Origin of the sequence: Microbacterium sp. NPDC080220 (assembly GCF_040686395.1) — a bacterium.
GTDB lineage: Bacteria > Actinomycetota > Actinomycetes > Actinomycetales > Microbacteriaceae > Microbacterium > Microbacterium gawkjiense.
Map to the genome: position 1 here is coordinate 359,969 of NZ_JBFBOP010000001.1, position 12,009 is coordinate 371,977.

Annotated in this window: 9 protein-coding genes and 2 riboswitches; of the genes, 3 read left to right on the forward strand and 6 right to left on the reverse strand. The window is 71.2% G+C overall.

Annotated features, from left to right (window positions below; genetic code table 11):
- Positions 1 to 52: 52 nt before the first annotated feature.
- Positions 53 to 1,693: an ABC transporter substrate-binding protein gene (locus AB0P29_RS02005; protein WP_253033972.1), complete on the reverse strand. Its 1,641-nt coding sequence runs from the start codon at positions 1,691 to 1,693 to the stop codon at positions 53 to 55.
- 195 nt (positions 1,694 to 1,888) lie between these two features.
- On the opposite strand from AB0P29_RS02005, the gene AB0P29_RS02010 reads away from it, so the two are divergent.
- Both AB0P29_RS02010 and AB0P29_RS02015 read left to right on the forward strand, forming a co-directional pair.
- A complete protein-coding gene (locus tag AB0P29_RS02010) occupies positions 1,889 to 2,686 on the forward strand; it encodes a CPBP family intramembrane glutamic endopeptidase (protein WP_363378078.1) in 798 nt (265 codons plus the stop codon).
- Positions 2,687 to 2,899: 213 nt separating this feature from the next.
- Positions 2,900 to 3,922, forward strand: a complete 1,023-nt coding sequence (locus tag AB0P29_RS02015) for a hypothetical protein (protein WP_363378080.1) — start codon at positions 2,900 to 2,902, stop codon at positions 3,920 to 3,922.
- A gap of 50 nt (positions 3,923 to 3,972) precedes the next feature.
- Here the strand turns inward: AB0P29_RS02015 and gcvP are convergent, their stop codons facing one another.
- The 5 genes from gcvP to AB0P29_RS02040 form a co-directional block, all read right to left on the reverse strand.
- Positions 3,973 to 6,819, reverse strand: a complete 2,847-nt coding sequence (gene gcvP / locus AB0P29_RS02020) for an aminomethyl-transferring glycine dehydrogenase (RefSeq protein WP_363378082.1) — start codon at positions 6,817 to 6,819, stop codon at positions 3,973 to 3,975.
- A complete protein-coding gene (gene gcvH, locus AB0P29_RS02025; RefSeq protein WP_064001792.1) occupies positions 6,816 to 7,196 on the reverse strand; it encodes a glycine cleavage system protein GcvH in 381 nt (126 codons plus the stop codon). The genes gcvP and gcvH overlap by 4 nt, the downstream gene beginning before the upstream one ends.
- On the reverse strand, positions 7,193 to 8,311 hold the full coding sequence (gcvT, locus tag AB0P29_RS02030; protein ID WP_363378084.1) for a glycine cleavage system aminomethyltransferase GcvT: 1,119 nt from the start codon (positions 8,309 to 8,311) through the stop codon (positions 7,193 to 7,195). Before gcvT ends, gcvH begins: the two co-directional genes overlap by 4 nt.
- Before the next feature lie 11 nt (positions 8,312 to 8,322).
- Complete coding sequence (locus AB0P29_RS02035) at positions 8,323 to 9,681, reverse strand: L-serine ammonia-lyase (protein WP_363378523.1); 1,359 nt, start codon at positions 9,679 to 9,681, stop codon at positions 8,323 to 8,325.
- Positions 9,682 to 9,761: 80 nt separating this feature from the next.
- A riboswitch (glycine riboswitch) is annotated at positions 9,762 to 9,855 on the reverse strand.
- Positions 9,856 to 9,941, reverse strand: a riboswitch (glycine riboswitch).
- A gap of 65 nt (positions 9,942 to 10,006) precedes the next feature.
- Positions 10,007 to 11,179, reverse strand: a complete 1,173-nt coding sequence (locus AB0P29_RS02040; RefSeq protein ID WP_363378086.1) for a MarP family serine protease — start codon at positions 11,177 to 11,179, stop codon at positions 10,007 to 10,009.
- A gap of 141 nt (positions 11,180 to 11,320) precedes the next feature.
- On the opposite strand from AB0P29_RS02040, the gene AB0P29_RS02045 reads away from it, so the two are divergent.
- Complete coding sequence (locus tag AB0P29_RS02045) at positions 11,321 to 11,998, forward strand: NUDIX domain-containing protein (protein ID WP_363378088.1); 678 nt, start codon at positions 11,321 to 11,323, stop codon at positions 11,996 to 11,998.
- Positions 11,999 to 12,009 lie beyond the last annotated feature (11 nt).

Genomic DNA, 12,009 nt, shown 5'->3' on the forward strand with positions numbered 1-12,009 from the left:
GGCGGTGACGGGTGACCGTCACCGCCTCGTGCGAGGTGATGCTGTGTGCGGGTTACTTGGTGATCTCGTAGTAGAGCGGCACCGAGTTCCAGCCGAACTCGACGTTCTGGACGCCGTCGGCCCAGCCGCCGTTCACGTTGGAGTACCACAGCGGGAGGGCCGGGAGGTCCTCGAACAGGACCGACTGCGCCTCGAGAAGGGTCGCGTTGCGCGCGGCCTCGTCCGTCTCGCTGATGCCCTTGGCCAGCAGGTCGTCGAACGCCTTGTCCGAGTACTTGCCGTCGTTCGAGCCGGCCCCGGTCGCGTAGAGCGGGCCGAGGAAGTTGTACAGACCGGGGTAGTCGGCCTGCCAACCGGCGCGGAACGCACCGACCTTCTCGTTGTCACGGGCGTCGAGGTAGCTCGCGAAGTCCGGGAAGGGCTGGCCCACCGCGGTGATGCCGAGCGTGCCCGAGATCGAGTTCGCGACCGCGTCGACCCAGGTCTGGTGGCCACCGTCGGCGTTGTAGGCGATCGTGAAGTCCTCGCCGCTGTAGGGCTGAATCGCGTTGGCCTGGTCCCACAGCTCCTTGGCGAGCTCGGGGTCGTACTCCAGGACCTCATTGCCGGGGACCGAGTCGCTCCAGCCGTCGATGACGGGCGAGGTGAAGTCCTTGGCGGGGGTGCGGGTGCCCTTGAAGATGACGTCGGTGATCTGGTCGCGGTTGATCGCGTGCGAGATCGCGGCGCGGCGCAGCTTGCCCTCTTCATCGGTCTGGAAACCGTCGAGCCACTCGGGGATCGTCAGCGACTGGAAGATGGCGGCGGGCTGGTTGACCGCGCGGCCGTCGAGGTCGGACTCGTAGGTCTCGAGCGCGCTGTCCGGGATGGCGTCGAGCACGTCGAGGTTGCCGGCCTGAAGGTCCTGGTACGCGGCGTCCTGCGTCGCGTAGAAGACGATGTCGAGACCGCCGTTCTTCGCCTTGCGAGGACCGTCGTAGTCCTCGTTCGGGACCAGGTCGATGCGGACGTCGTGCTGCCACGCGCCCTCCTCGGCCAGCTTGTACGGGCCGTTGCCGATCGGGTTCTCGCCGAACGCCTTCATGTCCTCGAACGCGACGTCGGGGAGCGGGAAGAACGCCGAGTAACCGAGACGCTGCGCGAAGTCGGATGCCGGCTTGTTCAGCGTGATGGTGAAGGTGTGGTCGTCGACCTGCTTCAGACCGGTCAGCTCCGAGTCCTCCTCGTAGCTGAAGCCCTCGATGTCCTCGAAGAAGTACGAGGCGTTCTGTGCGTTCGACAGCAGGGCGCCGTAGTTCCACGCCTTGATGAAGTTGTCGGCCGTGACCTCTTCACCGTTCGTGAACGTCAGGCCCTTGCGGATCTTGACGGTGAGCTGCGTGGGCGAGTCCGTGGTGATCTCTTCAGCGACGTCGTTGACGACCGAGCCGTCGGCCTCGTAGGAGATGAGCCCCGCGAAGATCGAGTCGACGACCTTGCCACCACCGGTCTCGTTGGTGTTGGTGGGGATGAGCGGGTTCTGGGGCTCGGAGCCGTTGGTCGTGATGACCGCATCCGTCGAACCGCCGGTGCCCTCGGTCTCGGTACCGGTGCCGCCGCCGGAGCTGGCGCAGCCGGCGAGAACCAGGCTGGTGGCGCCGAGCAGGGCGAGGCCCGCGACGCCGATCTTGTTGCGCTTCAAAGTGTCCTCCATGAGACCTAATGAAAGCCCGGGTCGAGGCTTCGCGACCCAGGCGTGATGAGAAGCACACTAAGCAGCTTGAGCGCAATGCGACAAATCTCTCACAAGACCGTTACACAGCCTTTACTTGAGAAGCCGTCGATGAAGCAGTCTGATCGGTGGGCCCACCGGCACCCCCCTCATACGAAGTCGTGCCATTCTGACCGGATGGCAGCGTTCACGGACCTCCCCACGGATTCCTCCCCGCGGCGGCGGGCACGCCTGTGGTGGGAGATCGTCATCGTCCTCTCACTCTCGCTGGGGCGCTCCGCGGTGTACTCCGTGCTCTCGTTGATCGAGGCGCTGACCCGTGCACCCCTGAGTGACCAGCAGACCTCGCTCAACCCGGGCGCCGCGCCGTCGGAGGTGTGGGATGTCATCTCGCAGTTCCTGTCGGCGCTGTTCGGTTTCGCCCCGGTCGCGCTCGCGATCTACCTGCTCTGGGAGCCCGCCCGGTCGGGCTTCGCGAAGATCGGCCTGACCTTCGAGCGGTTCGGCCGGGGCCTCGGCGGCGGCGTGCTGCTCGTGCTCGTGATCGGCGTCCCGGGCCTCGTCCTCTACGCCGTCGGGCGCGAACTCGGGATCACCGTGCAGGTGGATGCCTCGCCGCTGGACTCGTCCTGGTGGACCGTGCCCCTGCTGCTGCTCGCCGCCCTCCGGGCGGGGCTGCTCGAGGAGGTCATCATGGTCGGCTACCTGTTCGACCGCCTGCGCCTGCTCGGCTGGAACACCTGGGCGATCATCCTGTCCACCGCGGTGCTGCGCGGCTCGTACCACGCATATCAGGGGTTCGGTCCCCTGATCGGCAACATGGCCATGGGCGTCGTGTTCGGCTGGGTGTACTCCCGCTGGGGCCGCGTCATGCCGCTCGTCGTCGCGCACGTGCTCATCGACATCATCGCCTTCGTCGGGTACCCGCTCGCCGCCGCGTGGTGGCCCGGGGTGTTCGGCCCGCCCGGCGGCTGACGCGCGGCATCCCGGGCCTGGGTCTTTTTTCCGCGAGACTGCACGGGCGGGCCGAGACGGCGGCGCGGCGCAGCTGTCTCGCGCGTCGGGTGCAGTCCCGGGGGGGATCGGTGAGGCGGGGCGGTTCCTCCACCGCGGGCGCGGCGGGCGGGGTGTCCACGGGGTGGAGCGCAAGAGGGGCGGTGCCGGGGGCGGGTCTGGAGCATCAGGGGTATGCCCGCGATCGCCCGCCCCCTGCCCTTCGTCCGTCCCGCGCCCGTCGCCTGCCCCGTGCCGCTCCTGCGGGCGCGGGACGTTCCGCACGCCGCGCGCGTCGCGGCTCGCGGCGAGCTCGTGTCCGTCGTGCGCGGGGTGTACGCGCCGACGGGGTTGTGGCGACGGCTCGCTCCGTGGGACAGGTACCTCGCGCGCATCCACGCGACACTCCTCACGCACCCGGGGCTGGTGCTGAGCCACGAGTCGGCCGCGGCGATCTGGGGGATGCCGGTGCTCGGCGACCCCGGCGTGGTCCACGCTCTCGGCGACCCGACCCGCACCTCGCGCCTGCACGCCGGCCTCCGGATGCACACGACGACGGGAGCGCGGGACGTCGTCGACCTGGGCGGGTTCGCCGCGGTCGCACCCGCGGACTGCGCCGTCGACCTCGCGCGGGCTCGGCACGTGGTGGTGGGGCTCATCGCGGCGGACGCCGCGCTGCGGCTGGACCCGGCGGCATCCGTCGAGTCGCTCGTCGAACAGAACGAGCATCGACCGAGTTCGCGGGGGCGCCGCATCGCCCGGTGGCCCCTGCATCGTGCCCGCGCGGATGCGGAGTCGACGCTCGAGTCCGCGAGCCGGGCGATCATCGAGCTGCTCGGCTACGAGGAACCCGAGCTGCAGACCGAGTGGAGCGGGCAGGGCGCGACCGACCGCACCGACTTCTGGTGGCCGGGAGCGGGAGTCGCCGGCGAGGCGGACGGCGACCTGAAGTACGACGGCCGATTCGGCGACCCCGGGTCGTTGTTGCGCGCGCGCCGCGAGCGGGACCACCGCCTTCGGTCAAGAGGCATCCGATCGGTCGTGCACTGGGGATGGTCCGATGTCGCCGACCCCGATGCGCTGGACGGCATCCTGCGCGGCGCGGGCGTCACGCGCGTCGCGCTTCCCGACGCGTACCGCCTCGCGACCGCCCGGACCGCCCTCGGCTCTCGCCACCCCGCCGCGAGACTGCACACGCGCGCCGAGATCGGGGTCTGAACCCGCTGTCTCGACGGCCGTGTGCAGTCTCGCGGAAATGGGCGCGGGGGTCAGGCGAAGGCCTCGATCGGCGGGCAGGCGCAGACGAGGTTGCGGTCGCCGTAGGCGTTGTCGATGCGGCGAACGGGCGGCCAGTACTTGGTGCGCACGATGCCGGGCACGGGGTACACCGCGGTCTCGCGCGGGTACGGGTGCGCCCACTCGCTGGTGATGACGGATGCCGCGGAGTGCGGCGCGTTCACCAGCGGGTTGTCGTTCGCCGGCCACTCCCCCGCGGCCACCGCATCCGCTTCGGCCCGGATCGCGATCATGGCCTCGACGAACCGGTCGAGCTCGGCGAGGTCCTCGGACTCGGTCGGCTCGACCATGAGCGTTCCCGCCACCGGGAACGACATCGTCGGCGCGTGGAAGCCGTAGTCGATGAGCCGCTTGGCGACGTCATCGACCGTGATGCCGGTGGCCTCCTTGAGCGGGCGCAGGTCGAGGATGCACTCGTGCGCGACGAGTCCGCCCTCCCCCGCGTACAGCACCGGGTAGTGCCCCTCGAGCCGCCGCGCGACGTAGTTCGCCGCCAGCACCGCCGCGGCGGTCGCCTGCCGGAGCCCCTCGGCGCCCATCATGCGCACGTACGCCCACGAGATCGGCAGGATGGATGCCGACCCGTAGGGCGCCGCCGACACCGGACCGCCGTCGAAGACGTGTCCGCCGGCGTGCTCGGCGCGCTGCGCCATCGGGTGCGAGGGCAGGAAGGGCGCGAGGTGGGCCTTCGCCGCCACCGGACCGACGCCGGGCCCGCCGCCGCCGTGCGGGATGGCGAACGTCTTGTGCAGGTTCAGGTGCGAGACGTCGCCGCCGAGATCGCCGAACCGGGCGAACCCGAGCAGCGCGTTCAGGTTCGCGCCGTCGACGTACACCTGACCGCCGGCGTCGTGCACCGCGCCGGTGATATCCATGACGTCGTGCTCGTAGACGCCGTGCGTCGACGGGTACGTGATCATGAGCGCCGCGAGGTTGTCGGCGTTCGCCGCCACCTTCGCGCGAAGATCGGCGAGGTCGACGTTGCCGGCCTCGTCGCACGCGACGACGACGACCCGCATCCCGGCGAGGACGGCGGATGCCGCATTGGTGCCGTGCGCGGACGACGGGATGAGGCAGACGTCGCGGTGCACGTCGCCGCGGGAGTGGTGGTAGCCGCGGATGGCGAGCAGGCCCGCCAGTTCGCCCTGCGAGCCGGCGTTCGGCTGCAGCGAGACCGCGTCGTACCCGGTGACCTCCGCCAGCCACGCCTCGAGCTGCTCGATCATGACGAGGTAGCCGGCGACGTCGTCCGCCGGGGCGAACGGGTGCACCCGGGCGAACTCGGGCCATGACACCGCCGCCATCTCGGTGGCCGCGTTGAGCTTCATCGTGCACGAGCCGAGCGGGATCATTCCGCGGTCGAGTGCGTAGTCGCGGTCGGCGAGCTGCTTGAGGTAGCGCATCATGGCGGTCTCGGAGCGGTGCGTCGTGAACACCGGATGCGTCAGGTAGTCGTCCGTGCGGCGGAGCGCCTCGGGCAGGTGGGCGTTCCGGTCGCGCAGCGGCACGAACACCTTCGACGAGTCGACGCCGAAGACGGATGCCACGGCCTGCAGGTCGGCGACGGTCGTCGTCTCGTCGACGGAGACCCCGACCGAATCGCTGTCGCGGAACCAGAGCTGGTAGCCCCGGCGCCGCGCGTCGGCGATGACGTCCTCGGCGCGCCCGGGCGTGCGGACCACGAGGGTGTCGAAGAAAGCGTCGTGGAGCACGTCGGCGCCGGCCTGGACGAGCCAGTCGCGCAGCAGCGACGCCTTGGCGGTCGTCTCCTCGGCGATCCGCTTCAGGCCGTCGGGGCCGTGGTACACGGCGTACATCGACGCCATGACGGCAAGCAGCACCTGCGCGGTGCAGATGTTGGAGGTCGCCTTCTCGCGGCGGATGTGCTGCTCGCGGGTCTGCAGCGAGAGTCGGTACGCCGGCGCTCCCGACGCATCCATCGACACGCCGACGAGACGGCCGGGCAGCTGACGCTCGAGCCCCGCGCGCACCGCCATGTACCCGGCGTGCGGACCGCCGAAGCCCATCGGCACGCCGAAGCGCTGCGTCGTGCCGACGGCGACGTCGGCGCCCATCGAGCCGGGCGAACGCAGCAGCGTCAGAGCGAGCAGGTCGGCCGCGACGACGACGAGACCCTTGTGCGCCTGCACGGCGGCGATGATCTCGGAGGGATCCCAGACCCGCCCGGTCGCGCCCGGGTACTGGACGAACGCACCGAAGGCCTCGGGGACCTCCGCGAAATCGGTCTCGACGATCTCGACGCCGACGGCGGCCGCGCGGTGGTGCAGCAGCGCCTTGGTCTGCGGCAGGGCGTCCGCGTCGACGAGGAACACGTTCGATGCGGACTTCGAGGCCCGGCGGGCCACCAGCATCCCCTCGACGACGGCGGTCGACTCGTCGAGCATCGACGCGTTCGCCGTCGCGAGCCCGGTGAGGTCGGTCACCATCGTCTGGAAGTTGATGAGTGCCTCGAGCCGGCCCTGCGAGATCTCGGGCTGGTAGGGGGTGTACGCCGTGTACCAGGACGGGTTCTCCAGGACGTTCCGCTGGATGACGGACGGCGTCAGCGTGTCGTAGTAGCCGAGGCCGATCATCGCTCGCGCCGAGCGGTTCTGCGACGCGAGGTCGCGGAGCTCGGCGAGGGCCTCGGCCTCGGTCGCGGCGGGCGGGATGATGCTCTCGCGCTCGGCGACCTGGATCGCGTCGGGGACGGCGGTGCCCATGAGATCGTCGACGGACGGACGCCCGAGGACACGGAGCATCTCGGCCTGCGCGGCCGAGTCGGTGCCGATGTGGCGATCGCGGAAGGCCGAGCTCACGCCTCGCCGCCCGTCAGCGCGACGTAGGCGTCGCGGTCGAGGAGGTCGCCCGTGGGCGCGCCGTCCACGCGGATCTTGACGAGCCACGCGTCGAACGCGCCGGCGTTGACCGAGGACGGGTCGTCCACGACGGCGTCGTTGATCTCGACGACCTCGCCGGTCAGCGGGGCATAGAGCTCGCCCACCGACTTCGTCGACTCGATCTCGCCGCAGGTCTCGCCCGCGGTGACGGTCGTGCCGACGGCGGGCAGCTCGACGAAGACGACGTCACCGAGCTTCTCGGCGGCGTAGTCGGTGATCCCGACGGTCGCGACGTCGCCGTCGAAGGCGATCCACTCGTGCTCGGCGGTGTAGGACAGGGCGGTCAGGTCGGTCATTTCTGTCTCCGGTAGAAGGGCAGGGCGGTGACGGTCGCGGGGATGCGGGTCCCCCGGACGTCGATGGTCAGGGCGGTGCCCTCAGCGGATGCCGAGGGGTGGACGAGGGCCATCGCGACGGGATGGCCGAGGGTCGGGCTGAGGGCTCCCGAGGTGATCTCGCCGACGATGTCGTCGCCCGCGAGCACGGCGTAGCCGGCACGGCCGGCGCGGCGGCCGTCGGCGACGAGCCCGACGAGGACGGGCGCCTCGCCGAGGTCGCGGGCGGCGAGGCCGTCCCTGCCGACGAAGTCCTCCTTGTCGGCGGCGACGACGCGGCCGAGTCCCGCCTGTGCCGGCACGATGTCGCGCGATAGCTCGTGGCCGTAGAGCGGCATCCCCGCTTCGAGGCGGAGCGTGTCGCGCGCGGCGAGCCCGGCGGGGACGAGCCCCGCGTCGCGGCCTGCGTCGGTGACGGCCTGCCACAGGCCCTCGGCGACCTCGTTCGGCACCATGAGCTCGAAGCCGTCCTCACCGGTGTACCCGGTGCGCGCGACGAAGAGGCTGCGGCCCTGGAACGAGCCACGCGCCCACGAGTAGTAGGTCATGTCCGCGAGCGCCGGTTCGTCGCCCTCGACGCCCGCGGTCGACTCGAGGATGCCGCGGGCCGCCGGGCCCTGCACGGCGATGAGCGACATCCGGTCGGTGATGTCGTCGATGCGCGTGTCGCCCGCCGCGACGGCGGCGAACGCGGCCGCGACCTCGGCGCGGTTGCCGGCGTTGGAGATGACGAGGAACTCGTCGTCGGCGATGCGGTACACGATGACGTCGTCGACGATGCCGCCGTCGGCGGCGAGGACGAGGGAGTACTTCGCCTTGCCGACCTTCATCGTCGACAGGCGGCCGGCCAGCGCGCGGTCGAGGAACGCCGCGGCATCCGTCCCTTCGATGCGGAACTCGGCCATGTGCGAGATGTCGAAGATCCCCGCCGCACGGCGCACCGCGTGGTGCTCGGCGAGGTCCGACGTGTAGCGGACGGGCATGAGCCAGCCGCCGAAGTCGGTGAAGGACGCGCCGAGCCGCTCGTGCAGCTCGTGCAGCGGCGATCGCCGCGGCTCGGTCGTGGTCTCGGTCATGCCGTCTCCGCTCAACATTCCACGACGCTGACCGCGAGGCCCCCGAGCGCCGTCTCCTTGTACTTGCTGCTCATGTCCCGCCCCGTCTCGCGCATGGTCACGATGACCTCGTCGAGCGACACGCGGTGGGTGCCGTCGCCCCACAGCGCCATCTTGGCGGCGTTGATCGCCTTCGCCGCGGCGATCGCGTTACGTTCGATGCACGGGATCTGCACGAGACCGCCGATCGGGTCGCACGTGAGGCCGAGGTTGTGCTCCATTGCGATCTCGGCGGCGTTCTCGACCTGCCGGGGCGTTCCGCCGAGGACCTCGGCGAGTCCGGCAGCCGCCATCGACGACGCGGACCCGACCTCGCCCTGGCAGCCGACCTCGGCGCCCGAGATCGAGGCGCGCGCCTTGTAGAGGACGCCGATCGCGGCGGCCGTCAGCAGGAACGGCACGACGACCTCTTCGCGGGGGCGCGGCGGCGCGGCGTAGTGGGTCGCGTAGTGGAGCACGGCAGGGATGATGCCCGCCGCGCCGTTCGTGGGGGCCGTGACGATCCGTCCGCCGGACGCGTTCTCCTCGTTGACGGCGATGGCCACGAAGTTGACCCATTCCTGCCAGAGCGCGGGATCGTCGCCGGTCGGGTCGTCGCGCCGCAGGCGCGCGTGCCAGGCCGGAGCCCGTCGCGGGACGCGCAGGTCGCCCGGCAGCATCCCCTCGCGCGCCGCCCCGGAGGCGACGCTGCCCTCCATCACGTCGGCGAGGTGGAGGATGCCGGAGACGATGTCGTCGTCGGTGCGGGAGACCCGCTCGTTGCGCCGCTGGACCTCGGCCATCGAAAAGCCCTCGCGCTCGCAGTGGGCCAGGAGCTCCGCCGCCGTCTCGAACGGGAAGGGCACGGGCGCCGCATCCGCCGTGCCGGCAGCCTCGCCGTCGCGGACGATGAACCCGCCGCCGGTCGAATAGTAGACGGCCTCGTCGAGGAGCGCGTCGTCCGCGTCCCACGCCTGCAGCCGCAGTCCGTTCGTGTGCGCGGGCAGGATCGTCAGCGGGTGCAGGACGATGTCGTCCGTGCACAGCGGCACGTCGCCCGTGCCGCCCAGCCGGACGCGACGCGCCTCGGCGATCGCGGCGGTGCGCTCCTCGACCTCGGCCGGGAGGACCTCCTCCGGCTGCAGCCCCTCGAGTCCCAGCAGCACGGCGGTCAGCGTGCCGTGGCCACGTCCCGTCGCCGCGAGAGAGCCGTACAGGTCGACCCGCACCCGCGCGGCGCGGTCCGCGTCGATGCGCGAGACGAAGTCGGCGGCCGCGCGCATCGGACCCACCGTGTGCGAGCTCGACGGCCCGATGCCCACGGTGAACAGGTCGAAGACGCCGATGCTCAGGGACATCGTGTCGACCCGGCGGAGGGGTGAGGTGAGGGGAACAACGGAACTCCTGACGGCGCAGCGGGATGCGGGTGAGTTCCTCCCCCTCTGTCATCGGCCTGAGAGATTTCGCGGGCGATGCCCGCTTGCCCCGTCGGCGGGCACCGCGAGGGTGCCGCTTTTCAGAGTGACCATGTCGGCTCGGTACGGGGGCCTGAGAGATTCCGGGGAGGGATTGCTCCTTCGGCAGCCACGAGGGCTTCTCCCGAGCAGACGCGATGGTCCGGTGTGCGGTTGTGAGTGCGAGCCTATCACCGGGGCCCGCCGCGCCGATACGGCCCGGTCAGTCCGTCGTGCAGGCGCCGGAGGACACCGTCGCGTCGCCCGGCGAGACCTGGAGCGCGGGGCGCAGTTCGGCGGTCGTCATGGCGTACCCGCGGCTCGCGTCGTCCTGGCCGCGGGCGAAGACCACACCCGCCACTTCGCCGTCCTCGGTGAGGAGGGGACCGCCCGAGTTGCCCGGACGCACGTTCGCCTCGAGGGCGTAGATCTCGCGCGGCTGCGAGCTGTCCTCGTAGATGTCGGAGACGACGGCGCTGCCGACCGAGAGGACGTAGGCGGCACTGCTCGTGAAGGGACCGCCCAGCGGGTAGCCCTGGACGGCGACGGGGGTCCCCGCCGCGACCGGGTCGACGATCTCGAGCGGTGCCGCGTCGAGGCCGTCGACGCTGATGACGGCGAGGTCGTCGATGGGGTCGAAGTAGACGATGCGACCCTCCTCGGCATCCCGTCCCGGCAGTTCGACCAGCGGCTCGTCGACACCGGCGACGACGTGGGCGTTCGTGACGACGAGATCGGGCGCGGCGACGAACCCCGACCCGGTGAGCGACGCACCGCACGCGTAGGCGTTGCCGCTGATGCGGGCGACGGATGCCGCGGCCCGCTCGAGCGCGGGATCGTCGAGCGAGACGGGGGGCGCCGTCGGCTCCACCTCGGGCGCCAGGAGCTCCCCGACGCGCGGGATGCCCTCGTCGACGATGAAGCCGCGGAACTCGGCGAGCGCGGAATCGACCGCCGGCGGGGTGAGGGCGTCGAGGGCGCCCAGGACGCGGGAGGACGCGACGGCGGGGGCGACCACCGGCATCCCGGAGCCGACGATCGCGCCGCTCGTGAGCAGCAGCACGACGGCGGCCGCGGCGGTGTTCACGACGCCGCCGAGGATGCGGTCGAGCGGGGCGAGCCGCGCGCGGTCGACGCCGCGGCGGAGGCGTCTGCCGACGGCCGTCCCGAGCGCGGCGAGGAGCGCCACGATGCCGAGGGCGATGATCGCCAGCACGAGGCTGCGGTACTCCCAGCCCGTGAAGGCGGGCGCGATGACGGGGGTGAGCCACACGGCGACGACGGCGCCGAGAACGATGCCGACGAGCGTGCCGGCGGTGGCCACGAGACCCCGCAGGAGTCCGCCGAACAGCGCGGCGATGAGCACGAGCACGACGATGATGTCGACGACGAGCACGGCGGGCCTCCCTTGACGAGTCCGCCCGGGAGAGCCGGCGGTTCCTCCCGATCAGCGTAGGCCGCCGCTGCTGGGAAATCGGTTCGTGTTGCGGTTCTGGTCATGTCGACTCTAAGATCGACGTCGGCAGTTAAGGTCACTATGACAAGAACAACCTCCCCTCCCCCCATCGGCGTCGCCGTCTCGACCGTCATCTTCCGGTTGCGGCGCGAGGCCGACGACGCGCGCATCGAGCTCCCCCTCGTGCGACGCACCCGCGATCCCCACGAGGGTCAGTGGGCGCTTCCGGGCGGCTGGGTCGATCCCGCGGAGAACCTCGAGGCCACCGCGTCGCGCACCCTCGCCGAGACCACGGGTCTCGCGCCCAGCTACCTCGAGCAGCTCTACGCGTTCGGCGACGTCGGCCGCTCGCCGGGGCGCGTCGTGTCGATCGTCTACTGGGCGCTCGTGCGCGAGGACATCGCCCGGGCGACCGAGCAGCACAACGTGGCGTGGTTCGACGCGACCGCCCTTCCGGCGCTCGCGTTCGACCACAACCACATCGTCGACTACGCCCTCTGGCGCCTGCGCAACAAGGTGGGCTACAGCCGCATCGCGCACGGCTTCCTGCCCGACCGGTTCACCCTCGCCGAACTGCGCGAGGTGTACGAGGCGATCCTCGGTCGCCGGCTCGACCCCGCCAACTTCCGGCGGCAGGTCGAGGGGTCGGGCACCCTCATCCCCACCGACGACTTCCGCACGGGCAGCCACCGGCCCGCGCGGCTGTACCGCTACAACCAGGACGTCGAGCTGGCCGATCGCGGCCCGCTCCCGCAGTGAAGGACCCGAAC

Coding starts and splice junctions, on each gene's coding strand:
- AB0P29_RS02005 (WP_253033972.1), bottom strand. CDS start 1,693: ATGGAGGACACTTTGAAGCGCAACAAGATCGGCGTCGCGGGCCTCGCC.
- AB0P29_RS02010 (WP_363378078.1), top strand. CDS start 1,889: ATGGCAGCGTTCACGGACCTCCCCACGGATTCCTCCCCGCGGCGGCGG.
- AB0P29_RS02015 (WP_363378080.1), top strand. CDS start 2,900: ATGCCCGCGATCGCCCGCCCCCTGCCCTTCGTCCGTCCCGCGCCCGTC.
- gcvH (WP_064001792.1), bottom strand. CDS start 7,196: ATGACCGACCTGACCGCCCTGTCCTACACCGCCGAGCACGAGTGGATC.
- gcvT (WP_363378084.1), bottom strand. CDS start 8,311: ATGACCGAGACCACGACCGAGCCGCGGCGATCGCCGCTGCACGAGCTG.
- AB0P29_RS02045 (WP_363378088.1), top strand. CDS start 11,321: ATGACAAGAACAACCTCCCCTCCCCCCATCGGCGTCGCCGTCTCGACC.